We start from the raw sequence: 21,438 nt of genomic DNA, 5'->3' as shown, positions 1-21,438 counted from the left end.
TGAGGGACCGAAGCGACCTCGAGCCGATGCCAGCTTGAAGCTGGACAGATAGAAAAGCGGAAGTACACGTTTAGCGCCGTATGGCCTGGAGGGCCTCGACATGAGATAAAGGAAACACGATGAACGGAGTAAATCGATGTTGACTTATCGTAGTGAGGGGACCGAAGGACACAAGGCGCTGTGTGCTGCAGCTGGAAAAAGAAAAGCGGAAAGCGGCGTTTATCGGCGACAAGCGCTGGAGGGCCTGAAGTCTATCAACGCCCAAAACAGCTCGGGAACTGCAAAAAGGTCGTTGATAAGGTAGTATCAACGACCGAAACAGCCCGGGAACTGCAAAAAGGTCGTTGATAAGGTAGTATCAACACCCAAAACAGCTCGGGAACTGCAAAAAGGTCGTTGATAAGGTAGTATCAACGCCCAAAACAGCTCGGGAACTGCAAAAAGTTAGTTGATAAGGCAGTATCAACGACCGATACAGCCAGAGAAACCAATTTTGGTTACTATTAGAATAAGGGCAACTCTTTTTACTTAAGAAATTCATCCCGGTTTCGCTTTCCTACTGCCGGGAAATACACTATAATAGCTTGAGGGGAGGTGACAAGCATGGCAGAAGTATTAGAACGCGTAACAAAGATTATCGTGGATCGCTTAGGTGTTGACGAATCCCAGGTCACTCTTGAAGCTTCCTTCAAAGATGATCTTGGTGCTGATTCCCTTGATGTTGTAGAACTAGTAATGGAATTGGAAGATGAGTTCGACATGGAGATTTCTGACGATGATGCTGAAAAAATCAGCACAGTTGGTGATGCTGTTAACTACATAAATAGCAAAAAATAATCGCAGGTTTCTCTCCAAGGCTCCGTTTTCAAACGGAGCTTTCTTCTGTATTATAGAACTATTGAACCCATTGCATAAATATATGGGCAACATAAAGACAAGGTGGAGACTTATGCGCAAACACAATAAGGAAAAAGAGCCAAACGCGAACCGCGCAAAAGAAAATCTATTTAAAGAATTCCAGGAAGAGATTGGAATTCAGTTTTCGGATGAAAGGCTGCTTAAGCAGGCCTTTACCCATTCATCCTATGTGAATGAGCATCGCAGGAAGCCATTTGAAGACAATGAACGGCTGGAATTTTTGGGAGATGCCGTCCTCGAATTAACCGTTTCAAAGTTCCTTTTTAAAAAATACCCGATGATGAGTGAAGGAGAGCTGACAAAGCTCCGTGCAGCCATTGTATGCGAACCGTCTTTGGTATCTTTTGCAAATGAACTTTCTTTCGGCAAATTGATTTTGCTGGGCAAGGGTGAAGAAATGACCGGGGGCCGAGAGCGTCCGGCGTTACTAGCCGATGTGTTCGAGGCATTCATTGGTGCGCTGTATCTAGACAAAGGAATTGACACTGTTATTCAATTCCTTGAAAATGTGGTCTTCCCAAAAGTGAATGCCGGTGCTTTTTCGCATGTGATGGATTTTAAAAGCCAGCTTCAGGAACTTGTCCAAAGAGATGGAATTGGTACAATCGAATACAAGGTCCTGCATGAGAAGGGGCCTGCCCACAACCGTGAGTTTGTTTCGCGTGTCACTTTGAATGGTGAGGAAATGGGAGAGGGTACAGGCCGCTCAAAGAAAGAGGCAGAGCAGTTAGCTGCGCAAATGGCATTGGGTAAACTGAAGACAGAGAAAGATGGAGAGGCAAAGTGAGCCGTCGCAACCTGGGGGAGAGACAATTATGTATTTAAAACGGCTTGATGTAGTAGGATTCAAATCCTTTGCAGAGAGAATTGGCGTTGATTTTGTACCTGGCGTCACGGCAGTAGTCGGGCCGAACGGAAGCGGAAAAAGTAATGTAATTGATGCCATCCGCTGGGTGCTTGGTGAGCAATCGGCAAAATCGCTGCGCGGTACAAAAATGGAGGATATTATTTTCTCGGGAAGCGATTCGAGGAGACCGCTTAATTTTGCAGAGGTTACATTGACGCTTGATAATGAGGACCAGAAGCTGTCAATTGACTATAACGAAGTTAGTGTTACTCGAAGGGTATACCGATCCGGAGAGAGCGAATACCTTATAAACAAGCAGCCTTGCAGATTAAAGGATATCATTGATTTATTCATGGATTCCGGGCTTGGACGCGAGGCTTTCTCCATCATCAGCCAGGGGAAAGTGGATGAGATCCTTAATAGCAAAGCTGAAGAACGAAGAACGATTTTTGAGGAAGCCGCGGGTGTCCTTAAGTATAAAACCCGTAAAAAGAAGGCAGAATTAAAGCTTGGTGAAACCCAGGAAAACCTGAATAGAGTACAGGATATCCTGCACGAGTTAGAAAGCCAGGTTGAACCGCTTAAAATCCAGGCATCCATTGCCCGTGATTACTTGGAAAAACGGGAAGAGCTCGAAAAGATTGAAGTCGCTCTGACCGTTTTTGATATAGAGGAACTTCATAAGAAATGGCAACAGTTATCCGAATTGCTTGAGCAGCATAAGCAGGATGAAATCAAGCTTTCTGCCCAGCTGCAAAAAAAGGAATCAGAAATTGAACAAATCCGTGATCGGGTTGCTGCGGTTGATGAATCTGTCAGCGACCTGCAAAATGTCCTTCTCCTGGCAAGCGAAGAACTCGAAAAGCTCGAGGGAAAAAAAGAGGTTCTGAAAGAGCGGAAGAAAAATGCTTCACAGAACAGAAAACAGCTCGAAGAAAATATTAAAGAGTATTCCGCTAAAAAGGAGATGCTTGGCCATGAACAGGTCAGACTTTCGGGTATTGCGGAGCAGTTAGGAAAAGAAGCCTCGGCCCTTCAAAAAAAGCTGAAGGCAAAACAAGAGGAAATGGCTCTTTTTAGTGAAAATACAGATGATAAAATCGAGTCACTTAAAAGTGAATACATTGAAGAACTGAATGCACAGGCCGGTGCCAGAAATGAAATCAACATTGTTCACACACAACTTGAGCAAATAGTAAGAAAGAGCTCAAGGCTGGACGAAGATAATAAAAGGTTTATTGAGGAAAGGGAAAATGCTGTAAGCTGGGTTGACCGGATACAGGCGGAGCTTAACCAGGTATCTGAACAGCTGCAAAATCAGGTGAAGACCTTTATGGATGGCAACCGTGACCTGGAAAGTGCTGCTTCTGCCTATCAAAAACAGGAGAAAATGCTTTATCAGGCATACCAATTTCTGCAGCAGGCAAAATCTCGGAAGGATATGCTGGAGGAAATGGAAGATGGTTACGCTGGGTTCTTCCAAGGCGTAAAGGAAATTTTGAAGGCCCGTGATGGAAGGCTCAATGGTATTGAAGGTGCAGTAGCGGAAGTCGTCAATGTGCCAAAGGAATACCAGGCTGCCATTGAGACCGCATTGGGCGGTGCGCTTCAAAATATCATTGTCGATACTGAGCAAAGTGCCCGTGAAGCAATTGCCTTCCTTAAAAGAAATTCCTTTGGGAGGGCAACGTTCCTGCCGTTAAGTGTCATTAAGGGTAAAACCATTTCAACTGCCCAGCTCGACTATGCCCGACAGCAGCCTTCTTTTATCGGTACTGCGGCAAGCCTGGTGAACTTTGAAGAAAAATACAGACAAATCATAGAAAATTTGCTTGGAACTGTCATAATTGCACGAGACTTGAAAGGTGCCAATGAAATTGCCCGCTCCCTTCAATACCGGTACCGGATTGTAACGCTCGAAGGGGATGTTGTTAATGCCGGGGGTTCAATGTCAGGCGGTGCATTAAAGCAGAACTCTGCTAGCCTGTTAAGCAGGAAAACGGAATTGGATGAACTCAAGTCCAAAATTGATGACATGGAAGAAAAAACAGTAAAGCTGGAGGAGAATGTTAAAAAGCTGAAGCTGGATGTTCAGCACAAGCAAGCTGCCCAGGAAGAGGCCAGAAAGGCGGGGGAGGAGAACCGCCTTGCCGAACAGCGCTTAAAGGGAGAACTCAGGGAGGCAGAACTTCAGCTGAAAAATATTAATGAGCGCTTATCTATATATGATATGGAAAAAAGCTTGCTGGAAGAGGAAAAACAAAGCCTGCAAAAAAGAAAACAGGAACTTGAAGAGTTTCTTCTCACCGCTAAAGAAAAAATTAACTCATTGGATGCTGAAATTGCAGGCCTGACAGAGAAGAAGGCTCTTGCGCGCACTTCACGGGATGCTCTGGCAGAGGAAATTAATAACCTTAAAGTGGACGCTGCATCTAAAAAAGAGCAATATGCCCATGCCAGGGAACGTGCTGATCGAATCATAGCAGAGCTTGGTGAAGTTTCAGGGAAACTGGAATCCTACCAGGAAGATCTCAATTTGCTTGTTTCTGAAATGGAAGGCAGTTCATCGGGCGAGGAACAGTTGAATGCGGCGGCGGCTGAAAAACTGCGGGATAAGGAAAATGCTCTCAAGCTTATTTCAGAGCGGAGGGAAGAACGGCTTCAGATGAGTTCCGCATTGGAGCAGTCCGAAGCTGAAGCGAAAGAATTGCGGCGCCGGCATAAAGGAATGTCCGAAGCCTTGAAGGATGAAGAGGTAAAGCTGAATAGGCTGGATGTTGAGCTCGAAACAAAGCTCAATCACCTGCGTGAGGAATATTTGCTTACCTTTGATGGGGCAAAGCAGCAATATCCACTGACCATTCCGGATGATGATGCCCGAAGGAAGGTAAAACTGATTAAGCGAGCGATTGATGAACTTGGAAATGTCAATCTCGGGGCAATTGAGGAATATGACCGGGTATCTGAACGATATGAATTCCTGCTCGTTCAAAAAGAAGACCTCCAGGTTGCGAAGGATACCCTTGTACAGGTCATCTCTGAAATGGATGAAGAAATGATTCGGAGATTTGAAGAAACATTTACGGCAATCCGTTCGAATTTTGAACCGGTTTTCCGTGCATTGTTTGGCGGCGGCCGGGCTGATCTCCGCCTGACCAATCCTGATGACCTTTTGAACACAGGGGTGGAAATCGTGGCTCAGCCTCCTGGCAAAAAGCTTCAGAATCTCGGCCTTCTTTCAGGTGGGGAGCGCGCACTTACAGCGATTGCCCTTCTATTTTCAATACTGAAAGTCCGGCCAGTTCCATTCTGTATATTGGATGAGGTTGAAGCTGCGCTTGATGAAGCAAATGTGTACAGGTTTAGCCAATATTTGAAACGGTACAGTGCAGGGACCCAATTTATCGTCATTACCCATCGGAAGGGAACGATGGAGGAAGCAGATGTCCTTTATGGCGTGACAATGCAGGAATCCGGCGTATCGAAAATGGTGTCCGTCAGGCTCGAGGATACAAAAGAGCTTGTTGAAACTTAAAAACGGGGTGCTGATATGAGTTTTTTTAAGAAACTGAAAGAAACAATTACGAAACAGACAGATAGTGTAACAGAAAAATTCAGGGATGGCCTGTCGAAAACTAGGAACAATTTTTCTGGAAAAGTGAATGATCTTGTCGCACGGTACAGGAAAGTTGATGAGGATTTCTTTGAAGAGCTTGAAGAAATCCTGATTCAGGCGGATGTTGGTTTTGATACCGTCATGGAACTGATTGATCAGCTTAAGTATGAAGTAAAAAGGCGCAATATCCAGGACCCTGCGGAAGTACAGAATGTAATTTCTGAAAAGCTGGTTGATATCTACAACGGGGGTCAAAATCAGTCTTCCGGCCTGAATATCCAGGATGGTGCCCTGACTGTCATATTGTTCGTCGGTGTCAACGGCGTTGGAAAAACGACGACAATCGGAAAGCTTGCCCACAAATTTATAAGTGAAGGGAAATCGGTGCTCCTTGCAGCGGGAGATACTTTCCGTGCAGGAGCAATCGACCAGCTTGAAGTTTGGGGGGAACGAGTTGGTGCACCTGTCATTAAACAGGCAGAGGGCTCGGATCCTGCAGCTGTCATGTATGACGCCATCCAGGCAGCGAAATCAAGGAAAGCCGATATTCTCCTATGTGACACAGCTGGCCGCCTTCAGAATAAGGTCAATCTCATGAAGGAGCTGGAAAAGGTTAAGCGGGTAATTGAGAGGGAAATTCCGGACGCCCCACATGAGGTTCTGCTCGTCCTTGATGCTACTACCGGGCAAAATGCACTTATTCAGGCAAAGACTTTTAAGGAAGCAACTGATGTGTCAGGTATTGTCCTCTCCAAACTGGATGGTACTGCAAAGGGCGGAATTGTCCTGGCAATCCGAAATGAGTTGAAAATACCTGTTAAGTTTGTCGGCCTCGGCGAAAAAATGGATGATCTACAGGAATTTGACGCTGAGAAATATGTTTATGGATTATTTGCAGACCAAGTGGACAAAAGCGTTTAGTAAAGAAAAAAAAGCGCATGCGCCCTTGTGACAGACAAAAAACGCCTCGCGACATGCAAAAGGCGCCTGTCTCTGCGATGATTATTCTCAGAAGCTTTCCTTGTGCAGCCAGACGCAGACAAACTTCATATAAGAGTTTCCACAATGATGAAATCTATAGTTTCCTGAAATTTTAAAAAACAGTATCGTTTTGGCAAACGGTACTGTTTTTTTATATCGTTATAGTGTAAAATTACACCAAAGGAAATTATTTCTTTTTTACATATAAAATGCAGTGAAAAGAACTTAACGAACGTCTAATTAAATGAAAAGAAAAAATAGGAGGAATTGTTTTGGTTCTACACTTAAGGAAATGGGGATTGCTTTTATTGCTGCTTTTGCTGCTGGCTGTTATTGTACCTCCAGCACAAGCTGCAGACAGCGGCATTACCATACGGACCGAGGCGGGATTCGATGGAAAAGTTAAAAATGGCCGCGGTTTCCCGGTAAAAGTGACGGTTGAAAACAACGGGGATGATTTCAAAGGGGACCTATTACTTAATTTTTACCCTACCTACAGCTCTTCTGGTTCAAAAGTAATCCATGTTGATGTTCCAAAAGGCGGCAAAAAAACGTACAACGTCTCTCTTCCTGGTATTTCAGATGACGGGATGTACAATGCTCCAAATATGCAGGCGATTTTTCTTTATGAAGGAGGATGGAAAGACGGCAAAGAAACGTCCTTCCGTGGTGCGAAAAAACTTTCTTTAAAGTATGTTGACCCATCCTGGAAGACTCTTGGCCTATTGAGCAAGGATCCTGATAGGCTAAAGGAGCTTAAATCCCTGCCTGGGGCTGCTAATACAAATTCACTTGTCATTGAACCTGATTTCCTGCCGGAAGATAAAACAGGGCTTGATAACCTGGATGTTCTGGCTATAGATGGGTTTCCGCTTTCAAGTCTGACTGAAGCGCAGCAGCAAGCGATACTAAGTTGGGCAAAGGATGGCGGTGTGCTTATTGTTGGAGGGGCGGCAGATGCACAGCAGGCATATGGAAGCCTATTCAATGAGCTTCCGATGCAGGCCCTGGACGAAACGAAAGCCGATTTGACCAAGCTTGAATCAGCAGTTAAACCAGACGGCAATTTTGCAGAAGTCCCTGCCTTCCATGGAGCACTGGCAGAAGAAGCCGACGTTGTCATAAAAAGTGGCAGTATTCCCCTTGTTGTAAACAAGGAATTTGGCTCAGGCGAAATCTGGCAAACAGCATTCTCATTGGGTGATAATCCAGTTGCTGCATGGAAAGGCTATGGCGAATGGTTTAGCACGACGATTCTGAAACATAGTACACCTTTCGGCTTTACTAGTTACAAGGGCTATACGAACCCACATGATCAGTACTATAACGAATTTGCGGAAACAAATGAATATTTCCCCTCAGTCCATTTTACAATTGGCCAGATCACTCTCATGCTGCTAATCTATGTTTTGCTGGCAGCCCCAATATTGTATTTGTTACTGAAAAGATATGATAAGCGGGAGCATGCATGGTGGATTGTACCGGCATTTGCGCTCTTTATTTCTGCCGTTATCTTTGGGATAGGGGCAAAAGATCGAATTGCCAAATCGCAAGTGAACCAAATGGCGGTTCTAAAAGCTGAGGGCGGTGTCCTTCAAGGGGTTGAAGCAGTAACGTTGCTTTCAAATACGAGTGGGGATTATAAACTGGAATTTCCGAGCGGTGAATTCAATGCCATACCCGGCTCTTTCTCAATGCAGCAGTCCGTACCACAGCGCTACGCAGTATTGGAGGAAGGGCGAAATAAAGATTCCTATACGTTTCCGAATGTAGAGTATTGGTCGACAAGGACAGTTTACGGTACTGTCACGAAGGAAGAGGATGGGCATTTCGCTGCGAATTTGCAATACGATGGCAAAAAAGTGGAAGGGACCATCGTGAATAACTTCCCGCATGATTTCGACCATATGTACGTGTGGTCGGGTTCAAAACGAATGGAACTTGGGCCGCTTAAGAAAGGCGATACACTTGAGGTTGATAAGGAGATTGCCCAGGGCTTCATGTCAGGCCCGCTGACTCCTGCAAATAGTGGATATTATAATCCGCAATCCAACACAGATATCGAAAAAATGAAGAAAGAGAAGCTTGAATACGGGGCAATTGAATACTTGTACAATCAAGGCCAGACCAAAAATCTGCCGATTATATACGGTTTGACGAAGCAGCCTGTCAGGAAAGTGGACATAGCTGGAAAAAGTGAAACGTTCAATCATATGACCCTAATCTATCAACTAGTGGACATAGAGGGAAAAATAAACGGGCCATTCACCTTGAAGGAAGACGTATTAACAAAGCGGCTTGTTCCTATTAAAGGAGAAATTCATGAAGAGATGCCAGGGGCAAAGGAAATTGTCGTTGCTGACGGAACCTATGATTACTCTCTCACTCTCCCGAAACAGCTTGCCACGAAGACAATCAGTTTGAAAGAACTATCGATTACCTGGTATCCAAATTCTTTAACATGGTCGATATTCGACCGTACGAAGAATGAATTTGAGGTACTAAAGGATATGACAACAAGGCTAACAGACAACCCTTCAAAGTATATTTCCGATAAGGGTGAAATAATCCTCAGGCTTGAAAAAAACGGCCAGCAGGACCCAATGGTAAGAATGCCATCAATAACGGTGAAAGGAGAAGCGGGCAAATGATCGAAATTATTGATTTGACAAAAAGATATGGAAGATTCACTGCTCTCGATTCCTTAAACCTAACGATTGAAAAAGGAACAGTTTTCGGCTTCGTTGGCGCAAATGGAGCTGGGAAATCAACTACCTTTTCAATTTTGGCTACACTTCTGGCACCGACATCAGGCACAGCTTATATTAATGGATATAATATTGCGTCTGAACCTGCAGCGGTCCGAAAGCAGCTCGGCTATATGCCTGACTTCTTTGGTGTCTATGACCAGTTGAAGGCGGTCGAATATCTGGATTTCTATGGATCAAGCTATGGCATTCCGGCAGCCGAGAGAAAAAAATTGATTCCCCAGCTGCTTGAACTTGTCAACCTTACCCATAAAGCCGATTCATATGTCGATGTCCTGTCCCGCGGGATGAAGCAAAGGCTTTGCCTTGCCCGCTCACTTATCCATGATCCTGAAGTGCTGATTCTCGATGAGCCAGCATCGGGTTTGGATCCCCGGGCCAGAGTTGAAATGAGGGAGATATTAAAAGAATTAAAGAATATGGGCAAAACGATCCTGATTTCGTCCCATATCCTCCCGGAACTATCTGAAATGTGCGATTCAATCGGGATTATCGACCGCGGGCGCCTGGTTGCCCAGGGCTCTGTTTCAGATATCCAGCAGCGCTTGAAGGGTGAAAGAATGATTATCGCGAAAGTAATGGATGATCTTGAACGTGCAGTGGCATTTTTCGAGGACCAATATCTTGTGAGCCGGGTTGAAAGAAGGGAAGATGGTGATTCATTTCAATTTATCTTCGGCGGAAGCGAGGAAGAACAATTCAACCTTCTTAAAAAGGCACTGGCCTCAGAGATCCTGTTGACCAGCTTCTCTGAAACTGAATCGAACCTGGAGGATGTATTTATGGAGATCACAAAGGGGGTGGAGCTATCGTGAGGCAATTCCTGCTCAACCCTGTCATGAACAAGGAGTTTAAGCTGAGATTCCGCTCCTTTAAAAGCTTCCTCGGGCTGATGTTTTACCTATTGGCACTATGCCTTGTCACTATTGGATATATTTTTATACAATCACAGGCATTTGGATCAAATTTATTTCGCCCTGACCAAAGCCGGATTATGTTTATGGTTCTTTCATTCATCCAGCTTGGATTGATACTTTTCATTACGCCTGGACTTACAGCGGGGGTCATAAGTGGGGAAAGGGAAAAACAGACGCTGAATATCTTGTTGACGACCACACAAACCTCTACAGGGATTATTATCGGAAAGCTTATCTCGTCCGTGTCATTCCTGCTCCTGATGATAATTGGAAGTATGCCGATTTACAGCATCGTCTTTCTATTTGGGGGAATCTCCCCGCTTCAGGTTTTATTAGTGCTCGGATACTATATTTTCTTGATTCTTGTTTTCGGCAGCATAGGAGTGCTGTTTTCCACCCTTATACGAAAAACGATTGTTTCAATGATTTCAACGTACGGTGTTACGTTGTTCATGGCAGCGGGGACGGCCTTCTTATTTCTAATATCAATACAGTATAATTCTATGTCAGGAGGAACAACTCCTGTGCCGTATTTTTTTGCGATGCTGAATCCTTTCATTACCATGCTCGGCATATTTGAGCCGGAATTCATAAAGGATATAAACCGCCAGTCGGGGATTGATTTCCCATTATGGGCGTCGCTCCTTATTTCATACACATTACTCGGAGCGGTTGCATTGATGATTAGTATTAACAAGCTAAGGCCGGTAATGAGGAAGAAAAAATAATGCAAGGGACTGGTAAACATGGAGGATAAACAGCAATTCCTGAAACTATTAACTCCGGTAAGGCGCCAGCTTCGCATACGGCGGGCTTTGCTTGGGCTGCAATATGGATTTATTGCCGGAGCAGGAGTAACCATGCTGATTTACTTTTTGGCTCGGATTGTTGTTCTGCCTTTTTACCACCAGTTTGCCATTTGGATCACTGGGCTTGGTTTCCTTGTTTCGGCTATTTGGGTTTGGCGAGGCTGGCCAGGCTGGAAGGATGCCGTGAAAGTATATAACTCCTATGTAGCAGAAGACAGAGTCCTGTCAGCGTTTTCGTTCTATAAGGAAGATGGAATGCTGCACAGGCTGCAGCTGGCGGAAGCCGTGCGCTGGATGAGAAGAGTAAGTGACCAGGTCTTAGGAAGGAAAAAGAAATATCAGGTAAGCAAGTGGATCATAGCAGGTATCCTATTTGGAAGTCTCGCTTATGCCGCCAACGAGCTCCCCAGCAAGAAAATGGAGCAGGCAGCCATGCAGGAAACGGAAAAGAAGATACTGGAAAAAGCTGAGAAAGAGCTGGATAAACAAATTGCCAAGGAAAAAGACCCCCAGGCAAAAAAAGTGCTTGAGGAGCTGAAGAAGGAGCTAGTGAAAGCCAAAACCCCCGAAGATGCGCTGAAAGCTCTTGAAAGCAAGAAAAAAGAACTTGCCTTGAAGGAAATGAAGGAGGAAGAAAAGGGAAATCAAATTGCCCGGAACCAGGAACAGCTTGAGAAGGCCGGTTTAACAAAACTAGCCTCTGCGCTCAAGGAAAAGGATATTGAAAAGGCTGTCCAGGAACTAAGTAAGTTAAATCAAGCTGCCGGCCAATTGAATAAAGAACAGAAACAGGCGTTAACACAGCTTACAGGCAAGGAAGGGCAAATGACCGAACAGGAACTGGCTCAACTGGCTGAGAAACTAAAGGACGCCCTGAACTCCGAAAATGCGCTGAACCAGCTTGCTTCGGCACGGGCAGCTCTAAGCCAGCAAGGCCAAACCGTGCAGAAGTTGATGAAAGATAACGGCATTCCGCCAGGGCAAATTGCAATGAACCCGACAACCGGTACCAGCCAGGGGCAAACGCCTTCCGGACAAAAAAATGGAAGCAGCGGGCAGAATGGCGCGCAGCAGCCAGGCAATGGCACTTCTCCTGGACAGGGAAATAGCCAGGGGAACGGTAATGGCAGTGGCCATGGGAATGGTTCGGGAACTGGAAACGGGAACGGGAACGGGACTGGCACTGGAACCGGCACAGGCACTGGCAGTGGAAATGGCGGCAACGGAGGAAATGGGACCGGATCAGGGGCTGGCCTAGGCCAAGGTTCAAGGGATTTCTTGACCGTACCGGAGCATATTGGCGGAAAAACAAATGTTGAGACCGATTCTGGCAACTTAGGGTCCGGGTCACCGGCCAGCCAGTATGAAAGTGATGGCCCGATTCTCCGTGGAACAATCCGGCCATACGAGGAGGTATATGGAAGTTATGCAGATTCTTACCGAACGAGTATGGATCGCATGAATTTGCCTGGTGGGCTCGAGACAATTGTTAAAAATTATTTTTCTGATTTAGATCCGAACAAGGAGTGAAAGCCCATGGAATCAGCACTAAAAGATAAAGAAACGCAATTCATCAATGCCGGCGAAAAACTAAAGGGAGCCAGAGAGGAAATTAAAAAGTTCATCGTAGGGCAGGACGAAGTTATTGACCAGGTTCTTTGGAGCATTCTTTCTGGCGGGCATTCGCTTCTCGAAGGCTTGCCTGGTCTTGGCAAGACCATGCTGATTCGGACGATAGCGGAATGCATGGATTTATCCTTTTCCCGGGTTCAGTTCACACCGGATCTAATGCCTTCCGATATTACGGGGACAATGCTGCTGCAGCCGGGTGAAGGGGGGAGACAGGAATTTACTTTTTATAAAGGGCCTTTATTTTCGAATATCGTTCTTGCTGATGAAATAAACAGGGCAACACCCAAAACACAAAGTGCCCTTCTCGAAGCAATGGGTGAGAAAACGGTAACGGTGATGGGCGAGACGAAGCAAATGGAAATGCCGTTTTTTGTTCTGGCAACCCAAAACCCGATCGATATGGAAGGTACGTATCCTCTTCCTGAAGCACAAATGGACCGTTTTATCTGCAAAATAAATGTCACTTATCCCTCAAGAGAGGAATTAAAGGAAATTGCCCGGCGGACGACCGGTACTGAAACACCTTCTCTTCAGAAATTACTTGGAACGGGAGATGTTGTCCTCGTGCAGCGGCTTGCAAGGGAAATCCTTATCTCAGATGAGATGCTGGATTTAGCGGTTTCAATTGTTTCCATGACCCATCCAGGCAAGGAGGGGGCACCTGAATCCGTAGAAAAGTACATTCAATATGGAAGCGGCCCCCGCGGATTGCAGAGTATCATCCAGCTCGCAAAAGCTCGGGCACTAATGGGCGGGCGATATCATGTTTCCACAGGTGATCTGAAGCAGGTCGCTGCCCCTGCATTGCGCCACCGGCTGTTTATGAATTTTGAAGGGGAAGCGAGCGGTTTGGAAGCGGATACCATTATAGCGGATATCGTCGATTCTGCAGTGAAAGGTATTCCGGCCAAATGAGCGGATCGGGCAAAGCAGTACTGGGGCGGCTCCAGCAAAAACGCCTTTTTGTCAAAACGAGAAGGCGAAGTGTCCATAAAGGGGCAAGAAGGGCTGGAAAGGCCGGAACTTCTCTAGAATTCTCGGATTTCCGTTCCTATCAGCCTGGTGATGATATCCGGATGATTGATTGGAATATTTACGGGCGGACAGGCAAGCACTATATTAAAAGATTCCTTGATGAACAGGAAATCCATGCAGCTGTTTTCCTGGATGCAACTCCTTCCATGCAGGCTATCGAAACGAAGTGGCAGCGTGCCCGCGAAATTGCTGCAGCTATGAGTTTTATTATTTTGAACGGTGAAGACAGGCTGACTTTCTTCCCGGTGGCTGCCGAATCTTTCGGGAAAATTGCCAGGAAGGGGACCGTTTATGCAAGAAACATGTATTCAAGTGTCCTCGCAATGAATGGGTCCGCACGTACCGGCGGCTTTACTGAACTAATTACCAAAGAGAGTCTAAAAACTTTGCAGGCAGCCATCCTAATTTCAGACGGGCTTGAATCACCTGTCGAATTTGAAGCGATGTTCCGGAAGTTTGCCGCAGCCAAGGTTGAAGTAAAATTCATTCAAGTCCTTTCACATGACGAATTAGAACCGAAGCTTTCCGGAGATGTAAAGTTGGTTGATAGTGAAACAGGCACTTTCGTGAATGTGACTATGCAGGAAAATGTTATCAGGCTGTATCAGAACCGGCTTACAAACCATAACGATACTCTTGAAGGCCTATGCCGGAAATATGGTTTTACATATGTCCCTGTTTCAGACATACATGATCTTCAGGACTTCCTGTTCCATAAATGCACAGCAAAAAAAGTGCTGGAATGAGGTGAAAAATAATGCACTTTGCCAATCCATTCTATTTTCTTCTGGGAATCCTGATAGCGGGCGTCATCCTGCTCTATTTTTTCCGTAAACAATATCATTCTGTTATCAATCCTTCGAATCTTTTATGGATTGAGGCAATGAATGAATGGCAGGCTTCGCCGTGGCTGAAAAAGCTGCAGCACAATCTATTATTCTGGCTGCAGCTTGCGGCACTTGCCCTGTTAATGATTGCCCTTGTCAAACCAGTTTTGGGAGGTTCCGGGTTGGCAGGTGAGCATCTTGTTTTCGTTGTGGACCCATCCTCATCCATGTCGGCAGAATCTGGTGGAGAGTCACGATTCACAAGGGCAAAAAACGAAATGCTTGATATTGCCCAAAGGCTTGACCGCCAGCAGGTAACCATTATCCTCGCCGGAGAGGAGCCTGAGATTATTATAAACAGGGAAGGAAAAAACGCAGCAATTAAGGCTGCAATCGATTCGCTTCAGCTGACATATGAGCACGAAAATATAAGCGATTCTGTCCGGCTTGCGGCATCACTGTCATCCGGGTCAAGCGGGGCAGTCCATATTTTTTCGGATGGTGTAACAAAAGAATTGATACAGCCAATTGCAGGGAATCAGCATATTATTGTACATAACGTTGGCGAGGAACTCGACAATCTCGCTCTCCTATCCTTTGGTGCGGCACGTTCCGGTGAAACGGTCACGGCGGTTGCAGTGGCTGAAAACCAGGGAAACAAGGACATCAGTGCGGATTTTCGGATAGTTGGCAATGAAGAGACTGTATTTGAAAAAAGAGTTGAACTGAAAGCAAATAGCCAGGAAATCATCGATATCCCAAACCTTCCTGACAGCCACTATTATCGCGCCGAAATAGCGGCATCAGACAAGTATCTTGCAGATAACAGTGCAGCGACAGTCCTTTCCCCAGTAAATCCACCAGTTTATGCGATTGGGGATGTGAACCCGTTTCTGCTGAAGGGCCTGAATTCAATTGGAATTACAAGCGTACAGCTTGATGAAAAAAGCCTTGGAACTGTTGAGGATGGTGCGATATTCCTAGTAGAAGGCGAGATGCCGGCAACCCTTCCTGAAGGGCCCATTTTGCTAATCAATAATAACAAGGAAGACCGGATTGAAATGAAGGAGCAGCCAAAGGTTTCGGATTCACCGCTCCTGGAATATGCTGCTTTTGAAAAAACGTATATCCAAAAGGCTTCCCAAGTCCTGCAAGGCCAATTTGATACGATTGCTGAAAGCGGTGGCCATCCGTTGATTCAATCAGGGCGGATGAAAGGACAGCCTGCGATTATCGTGAATTTTGCAATTGAACAAAGCGACTGGCCGCTTCAGCCGGGATTTCCAATATTCCTTTATAACAGCTATCAGTGGCTCTCGAGCCAAAATGGATTTCTTGGAAACTTCCAGCCTGGTGAGGAAAGATGGCTGAGTATCGATACAGCAGAAGGACCGCTGGAATTATTTGACGAGAAAGGCCGGAACCTAGGAAGTTTCAATTTGCAAAACGAAAACTTTAAAGCCCCTTATGAACCAGGAATTTACCAGGCAGTTGCCGGGGAGAGGGTCCAGTATTTTTCGGTCCTGCTTGATGACCGTGAAAAAAAGCCAGTTTACGAGAATTCATTTTCATTGAACGAGTCCGGCGATTCCAAGCTGAGAAAAGCAGAGACACAAGAAAATGGTACAGCATGGCTATGGCTGGGGTCATTAGCCCTCTTGATTCTGCTTGTTGAATGGGAGGTGTTCAGGCGTGGGCTTTGAAATGAATTATCCGTTTATGCTCTTATTTTCATTACCGGCGTTTTTCTTGATGTTCCTGTTTTTCAGGCAGGCAGTATCACTTGATCGAAAGGTTGTTGGAGTTCTCAGGAGCATTGTCCTGTTTTTGCTCATTTTTGCCCTCGCAGTACCTGAAGTTATTCTCCCTGCGAAAACTGAGTCGATTGTCTTTCTTGCCGACCGCTCAAGCAGTGTTGCTTCAAAGGAAGGGAAAGTACTTGACTGGATTGATAAAGCAGTTTCCTCAAAGGGTGAAGGCAAGCAATTTGCAATTGCTTCATTTGCGAATGGTGCACAGTCTGAAGCGACAATGTCCGGGGGGACAACAGTCCCGGAAGCGTTTCATGCAGAGCTTGATAAAGGTGAAACCCATATAAGCTCAGGACTCCAGTTCGCTTCCTCACTGCTGCCTAGCACGGAAGGGGGAAGAATTGTCCTGCTGACTGACGGCAATGATACGGTAGGAAAAGCAGGAGAAGCTGCCCGCCTCCTAAAAAACAAGGGCATTGAACTCGATTATGTTGTCCTCGAGCAAGATGCCAAACTAGATACAGCGGTTTCGGGACTTGATGTTCCCCCTTCGCTTTTCGAAGGGGAAGAAACGACGGTTACTGTAACATTGACAAGCAATATAGCGACAACGGCCGCAATTCGGCTATCTGTGAATAACAAGGCAATCCTTCAGCAGAATGTCCAGATCAAAGAAGGGGAAAACGCATATACGTTTACGCATAAGGCTGAAGAACCGGGTCTTGCCGTCTATAAGGCCGAGCTTGTTAATAAGCAGGATGCTTATATTGAAAACAATTCCCTTCATGCGGTCTCCACTGTAAGAGGAACACCGAGGGTACTCGTTGTTGAGGGAAAACCCGGTGGACCCCTTCCTGCCATTCTCGAAAGCTCTGACCTTTTAGTTGAAAAAACAGTCCCTGAAAAATTGCCGACGGCACTTGGCGGTTACCTGCATTATCAATCAATCATTTTTGAAAATGTCCCCGGCCACCGGGTGACTCAAAACCAGATGGATTTGATTGAAAAAGCAGTCAGGGAATTCGGAACCGGCTTTGTAATGACAGGCGGTGAAGGAAGCTTTGGCCTTGGCGGCTATTTTAAAACACCGATAGAAAAAGTGCTGCCTGTTGATATGGATATTAAGGGAAAAAAGGAAATGCCGTCACTGGGTCTGGTGATTGTGATAGACCGGTCTGGCAGTATGAGCGGGAATAAGCTGTCGCTTGCAAAAGAGGCAGCAGCCCGGTCCGTTGAATTGCTGCGCGAAGAAGATACGCTCGGCTTCATCGCCTTCGATGACCAACCATGGACGATTGTTGAAACTGCCCCTTTAAAGGATAAAAAGAAGGCAGTTAATAAAATCAGGTCCATTCCTGTCGGTGGAGGTACAAATATTTATCCTGCCCTCGCAAAAGCATATGAGGAACTTCGGGATCTAAAACTTCAACGAAAGCATATTATTTTGCTGACTGACGGACAGTCGGCGGCAGGCGGCGATTATGCAGCCCTTATTGGAGAAGGAAAGGACAAAAACATTACCTTGTCGACAGTAGCGCTGGGTGCCGATGCAGACAGGCTGCTGCTTGAGGATTTGGCAGAAATGGGAAGCGGCCGTTTTTATGATGTCTCAGACGCCTCTGTAATTCCTAGCGTCCTCTCCCGTGAAACGGTTATGACTACCAGGACGTATATCGAGGACAATCCCTTTTATCCATTGATTGAATCGTACCCTGAGTGGGCAGTCCGTTTTTCGGCTGGGGTTCCGCAAATGAATGCATATATTGCCACTACACCAAAAACAAGGGCAACAGTCCCAATCTTGAGTGAAAAGGAAGACCCGGTCCTTGCAGAATGGCAATATGGTCTTGGCAAGGCGCTGGCCTTTACATCCGATGTAAGCGGGAAGTGGTCCGGTGATTGGGCGCGCTGGGATGGCTGGCCTGGGTTCCTGAACCAGCTAGTATCTGCTTCGCTGCCGCAATATAATAGTGAGCCGTTCTCAGTTTCAGTCGGGAAAGAGGGCGGTGATACGATCGCGGCATTGAAAAGCGCAAGCAAGGAACCTCTTCCTGTCGAGGCATCACTTTTAGCGGAAAATGGGCAAAAAGTCGATGCTAACATGAAGCTTGTTCGGCCTGGGGAATACGAGCTTGTTTTCCCGTCGAAACCAGGAATGTATTACCTGTCACTTCAACAGACTGGGAAAAATGGAGAGGCTCAGCTATACCGAACTGGATTTTCTGTTCCTTACTCGGATGAATTTCTGCTTGAAGGAACAAATAGGGGTTTATTAAAGGAACTGGCTTTAATTAGCGGCGGAAAGGAACTGACCGTACCGAAGGATGCATTCAGAGCTCTGGCTAACTCTCCGAAAGAAAGGCAGCCAATCAGTGAATACTTGCTTCTGGCCGCGTTCTTGCTGCTTGTGCTGGAAATTTTCATCAGAAGGTTCGGTGTCCGGGTATTCTCAAAACTGATACCGAAACGAGTAAAGTTAGAGGATTCAGATGTTGCAGGTGGGGCGGTTATTGGCAGGCTTACAGGCGCGAAGGAAAAAGCTTCGCGCAAAAGGCCAGCCAAGGCAATTGTTCCTGCACCTGGCAAGCCTGAAAAGCCTTTAAAGGAAGTTCAACCACATGGTGAGCAGCAAACGCAAGTGAAACCAAAATCACAAGCCAAGCCAGCGAATACCAAACAAGAACTATCGCCGGAACAGAAACAGGAACGAATGAACCGGCTGCTTGAAGCCAAGAAAAGAAGCAAATAGGCAAATGCCTGCCCAACCCGGGGAACTTGTTCGAAAATCATGGGTGGCAGGCATTTTCTTATAGTTAAAAAGCCGGCCCATCTTGACACCATGGAGCCCTGCTTGTAAACTAACGATGTAAAGGTTTTTCACTTAACAAGGAGGGATTGGCATGCTTGAGAAAACAACGAGAATCAATTATCTGTATGATTTTTACCAATCGTTGTTAACTGAAAAACAGCAAAGCTATATGTCTCTCTATTACCTGGATGATTATTCGCTCGGGGAAATTGCGGAAGAGTATGATGTCAGCCGCCAGGCAGTTTATGATAATATTAAACGCACGGAAGCAATGCTCGAAGAATATGAAGAAAAGCTACTGCTATTGCAGAAATTCCAGGAAAGAACCGCCCTGCTGGGGCAAATGAAAGATCTGCTCAATTCCGGCCAGGTTCCGAAACAGGAATTGCTTGGGAAAATCGCAGAAATCGAGAAACTTGATTAGGAGGCGGCACTATGGCATTTGAAGGATTGGCCGACCGACTGCAGAATACAATGCAAAGAATCCGCGGCAAAGGCAAGGTCAATGAAGCGGATGTAAAGGAAATGATGAGGGAAGTCCGTCTGGCCTTGCTTGAAGCGGACGTTAACTTTAAGGTAGTCAAGGAGTTTGTAAAAAAAGTAAGCGAACGGGCTGTCGGCCAGGAAGTCATGAAGAGCCTGACTCCTGGCCAGCAGGTCATCAAGGTCGTTAAAGAGGAATTAACCGACCTGATGGGCGGCGAACAAAGTAAAATCGCTGTGTCAAACAGGCCTCCAACCGTCATCATGATGGTCGGCCTGCAAGGTGCTGGTAAAACGACAACCACCGGAAAGCTTGCTCTCCTGCTCCGCAAAAAGTACAACCGGAAACCTTTGCTTGTAGCTGCAGATATTTACCGTCCAGCAGCCATCAAACAGCTTCAGACGCTAGGCAAACAGCTTGATATGCCGGTCTTTTCCCTGGGTGACCAGGTCAGTCCTGTCGAGATTGCGAAACAGGCGCTTGCAAAGGCGAAAGAAGACCACAATGACTATGTCCTGATCGATACAGCTGGGCGCCTCCATGTTGATGAAGCGCTGATGGATGAACTGAAGGACATAAAGGAGCTCGCCAAGCCGAATGAAATTTTCCTTGTTGTTGATGCAATGACAGGGCAGGATGCCGTCAATGTGGCCCAAAGCTTCAATGAGCAGCTCGGTCTGACTGGAGTTGTTTTGACAAAGCTCGATGGCGATACAAGAGGCGGTGCGGCGCTTTCGATCAGGTCGGTAACCAATACGCCGATTAAATTTATTGGTCTGGGCGAGAAGATGGATGCACTTGAAGCGTTCCACCCTGAAAGGATGGCTTCCAGGATTCTCGGAATGGGCGACGTCATGACGCTGATTGAAAAGGCTCAGGCGAATGTCGATGAGGAAAAAGCGAAAGAGCTGGAGCAGAAAATGCGCACGGCTACATTCACCCTTGATGATTTCCTCGACCAGCTTGGACAAGTCAGGAAAATGGGGCCTCTTGAGGATATTCTGAAGATGCTTCCGGGTGCGAACAAAATCAAAGGCTTGGATAACCTCTCGATAGATGAAAAACAAATCGGCCATGTCGAGGCGATTATCCAGTCGATGACAACCAAGGAAAAGGAACATCCTGAAATCATCAATTCCAGCCGCAAACGGCGGATAGCCAAGGGCAGTGGAAGGACCGTTCCGGAAGTGAACAGGCTTCTGAAGCAGTTCGAGGATATGAAGAAAATGATGAAGCAGATGACAGGCATGCAGCAGAAGGGCAAGAAAAAAGGCGGCTTCAAGCTTCCGTTCAAGCCTTTCTAATGATTTTTCCTTATTTTAGGTGTTAAGAAAAAAGACTTTACAAACCATTTAAGAATTGGTAATATAATTTCTTGTGTGAAACTATTCGGAGGTGCAAGTTAAAATGGCAGTAAAAATTCGTTTAAAGCGTATGGGAGCTAAAAAATCTCCTTTCTATCGTATCGTTGTAGCAGATTCTCGTTCACCACGTGATGGACGTTTCATTGAAACAGTAGGCACATACAACCCAGTTGTAGCGCCTGCAATTGTTGACATCAATGAAGAATTGGCTCTTAAGTGGCTGAAAGATGGCGCGAAGCCATCCGATACTGTCCGTAACCTATTCTCTGAGCAAGGCATCATGGAGAAATTCCACAATGCCAAGCTTGGCAAGTAATAAGGCGGACCTTTATGAAACAGTTGATTGAAACGATTGTAAAGCCCCTTGTTGATTACCCAGACGATGTTCGTGTGAATGTGGTCGAAGAGGATCAGCGCGTAACCTATCATCTTTCCGTCAACAAGAGCGACATGGGAAAAGTAATTGGAAAGCAAGGGCGCGTTGCGAAAGCGATCCGCACCGTTGTCTATGCAGCCGGTGCATCGGAACACAAGAAACTGTTTTTAGAGATTGGCGAATAAGAAAAGCGGAGGCGGCCTGAATAGGGGCGACAAGCGCTGGAGGGCCTGAAGATGAAGTCGCTCTTTGACTTCACCTGAAGGCGTGAAGCGACCTCGAGCCCCTGGCCGCCGCAGCTAGA

Annotated in this window: 16 protein-coding genes; all 16 read left to right on the top strand. The window is 46.1% G+C overall.

Annotation, left to right across the window (positions count from 1 at the left end):
• The first annotated feature begins 603 nt into the window (after nucleotides 1-603).
• Nucleotides 604-837: an acyl carrier protein gene (locus A8F94_RS12620; protein WP_066200792.1), complete on the top strand. Its 234-nt coding sequence runs from the start codon at nucleotides 604-606 to the stop codon at nucleotides 835-837.
• Between the two features lie 112 nt (nucleotides 838-949).
• Nucleotides 950-1,705, top strand: a complete 756-nt coding sequence (gene rnc, locus A8F94_RS12615) for a ribonuclease III (protein WP_066200787.1) — start codon at nucleotides 950-952, stop codon at nucleotides 1,703-1,705.
• Between the two features lie 28 nt (nucleotides 1,706-1,733).
• Nucleotides 1,734-5,300 carry a chromosome segregation protein SMC gene (gene smc / locus A8F94_RS12610; RefSeq protein ID WP_066200783.1) on the top strand — a complete coding sequence of 1,189 codons (3,567 nt, stop codon included), beginning with the start codon at nucleotides 1,734-1,736 and terminating at the stop codon, nucleotides 5,298-5,300.
• A 15-nt stretch (nucleotides 5,301-5,315) separates the two neighbouring features.
• Nucleotides 5,316-6,302: a signal recognition particle-docking protein FtsY gene (gene ftsY / locus A8F94_RS12605; RefSeq protein ID WP_066200780.1), complete on the top strand. Its 987-nt coding sequence runs from the start codon at nucleotides 5,316-5,318 to the stop codon at nucleotides 6,300-6,302.
• A 332-nt stretch (nucleotides 6,303-6,634) separates the two neighbouring features.
• On the top strand, nucleotides 6,635-9,013 hold the full coding sequence (locus A8F94_RS12600) for a hypothetical protein (RefSeq protein WP_066200778.1): 2,379 nt from the start codon (nucleotides 6,635-6,637) through the stop codon (nucleotides 9,011-9,013).
• Nucleotides 9,010-9,945 carry an ABC transporter ATP-binding protein gene (locus A8F94_RS12595; RefSeq protein WP_066200776.1) on the top strand — a complete coding sequence of 312 codons (936 nt, stop codon included), beginning with the start codon at nucleotides 9,010-9,012 and terminating at the stop codon, nucleotides 9,943-9,945. The genes A8F94_RS12600 and A8F94_RS12595 overlap by 4 nt, the downstream gene beginning before the upstream one ends.
• Nucleotides 9,942-10,775 carry an ABC transporter permease gene (locus A8F94_RS12590; RefSeq protein WP_066200774.1) on the top strand — a complete coding sequence of 278 codons (834 nt, stop codon included), beginning with the start codon at nucleotides 9,942-9,944 and terminating at the stop codon, nucleotides 10,773-10,775. The genes A8F94_RS12595 and A8F94_RS12590 overlap by 4 nt, the downstream gene beginning before the upstream one ends.
• 18 nt (nucleotides 10,776-10,793) lie before the next feature.
• Nucleotides 10,794-12,386, top strand: coding sequence for a coiled-coil domain-containing protein (locus tag A8F94_RS12585; RefSeq protein WP_066200771.1), 1,593 nt, complete (start codon nucleotides 10,794-10,796; stop codon nucleotides 12,384-12,386).
• A gap of 6 nt (nucleotides 12,387-12,392) precedes the next feature.
• Nucleotides 12,393-13,403: an AAA family ATPase gene (locus A8F94_RS12580; protein WP_066200768.1), complete on the top strand. Its 1,011-nt coding sequence runs from the start codon at nucleotides 12,393-12,395 to the stop codon at nucleotides 13,401-13,403.
• Nucleotides 13,400-14,269, top strand: a complete 870-nt coding sequence (locus A8F94_RS12575) for a DUF58 domain-containing protein (protein ID WP_066200765.1) — start codon at nucleotides 13,400-13,402, stop codon at nucleotides 14,267-14,269. Before A8F94_RS12580 ends, A8F94_RS12575 begins: the two co-directional genes overlap by 4 nt.
• 11 nt (nucleotides 14,270-14,280) lie before the next feature.
• Complete coding sequence (locus tag A8F94_RS12570) at nucleotides 14,281-16,053, top strand: vWA domain-containing protein (protein WP_066200763.1); 1,773 nt, start codon at nucleotides 14,281-14,283, stop codon at nucleotides 16,051-16,053.
• Complete coding sequence (locus A8F94_RS12565; protein WP_066200760.1) at nucleotides 16,043-18,850, top strand: VWA domain-containing protein; 2,808 nt, start codon at nucleotides 16,043-16,045, stop codon at nucleotides 18,848-18,850. The genes A8F94_RS12570 and A8F94_RS12565 overlap by 11 nt, the downstream gene beginning before the upstream one ends.
• A 151-nt stretch (nucleotides 18,851-19,001) precedes the next feature.
• Nucleotides 19,002-19,334, top strand: coding sequence for a putative DNA-binding protein (locus A8F94_RS12560; RefSeq protein ID WP_066200757.1), 333 nt, complete (start codon nucleotides 19,002-19,004; stop codon nucleotides 19,332-19,334).
• A gap of 11 nt (nucleotides 19,335-19,345) precedes the next feature.
• Nucleotides 19,346-20,698, top strand: coding sequence for a signal recognition particle protein (ffh, locus tag A8F94_RS12555; RefSeq protein ID WP_066200754.1), 1,353 nt, complete (start codon nucleotides 19,346-19,348; stop codon nucleotides 20,696-20,698).
• A 103-nt stretch (nucleotides 20,699-20,801) separates the two neighbouring features.
• Nucleotides 20,802-21,074, top strand: a complete 273-nt coding sequence (gene rpsP / locus A8F94_RS12550) for a 30S ribosomal protein S16 (RefSeq protein WP_066200752.1) — start codon at nucleotides 20,802-20,804, stop codon at nucleotides 21,072-21,074.
• Nucleotides 21,075-21,088: 14 nt separating this feature from the next.
• Entirely contained in the window at nucleotides 21,089-21,319 is a 231-nt protein-coding gene (locus A8F94_RS12545) for a KH domain-containing protein (RefSeq protein ID WP_066200749.1), read from the top strand.
• The last annotated feature ends 119 nt before the right edge of the window (nucleotides 21,320-21,438 follow it).

This window comes from Bacillus sp. FJAT-27225 (assembly GCF_001685025.1).
Classification (GTDB): domain Bacteria; phylum Bacillota; class Bacilli; order Bacillales; family Cytobacillaceae; genus Bacillus_D.
Note: the sequence above shows the minus strand (reverse complement) of the source record. Positions and strands in the feature narration are given on the sequence as shown.

What these genes read in the sequence shown, in the direction of transcription:
- A8F94_RS12620 (WP_066200792.1), top strand. Translation starts at nt 604, where the DNA reads ATGGCAGAAGTATTAGAACGCGTAACAAAGATTATCGTGGATCGCTTA.
- rnc (WP_066200787.1), top strand. Translation starts at nt 950, where the DNA reads ATGCGCAAACACAATAAGGAAAAAGAGCCAAACGCGAACCGCGCAAAA.
- smc (WP_066200783.1), top strand. Translation starts at nt 1,734, where the DNA reads ATGTATTTAAAACGGCTTGATGTAGTAGGATTCAAATCCTTTGCAGAG.
- ftsY (WP_066200780.1), top strand. Translation starts at nt 5,316, where the DNA reads ATGAGTTTTTTTAAGAAACTGAAAGAAACAATTACGAAACAGACAGAT.
- A8F94_RS12595 (WP_066200776.1), top strand. Translation starts at nt 9,010, where the DNA reads ATGATCGAAATTATTGATTTGACAAAAAGATATGGAAGATTCACTGCT.
- A8F94_RS12585 (WP_066200771.1), top strand. Translation starts at nt 10,794, where the DNA reads ATGGAGGATAAACAGCAATTCCTGAAACTATTAACTCCGGTAAGGCGC.
- A8F94_RS12580 (WP_066200768.1), top strand. Translation starts at nt 12,393, where the DNA reads ATGGAATCAGCACTAAAAGATAAAGAAACGCAATTCATCAATGCCGGC.
- A8F94_RS12575 (WP_066200765.1), top strand. Translation starts at nt 13,400, where the DNA reads ATGAGCGGATCGGGCAAAGCAGTACTGGGGCGGCTCCAGCAAAAACGC.
- A8F94_RS12570 (WP_066200763.1), top strand. Translation starts at nt 14,281, where the DNA reads ATGCACTTTGCCAATCCATTCTATTTTCTTCTGGGAATCCTGATAGCG.
- A8F94_RS12560 (WP_066200757.1), top strand. Translation starts at nt 19,002, where the DNA reads ATGCTTGAGAAAACAACGAGAATCAATTATCTGTATGATTTTTACCAA.
- ffh (WP_066200754.1), top strand. Translation starts at nt 19,346, where the DNA reads ATGGCATTTGAAGGATTGGCCGACCGACTGCAGAATACAATGCAAAGA.
- rpsP (WP_066200752.1), top strand. Translation starts at nt 20,802, where the DNA reads ATGGCAGTAAAAATTCGTTTAAAGCGTATGGGAGCTAAAAAATCTCCT.
- A8F94_RS12545 (WP_066200749.1), top strand. Translation starts at nt 21,089, where the DNA reads ATGAAACAGTTGATTGAAACGATTGTAAAGCCCCTTGTTGATTACCCA.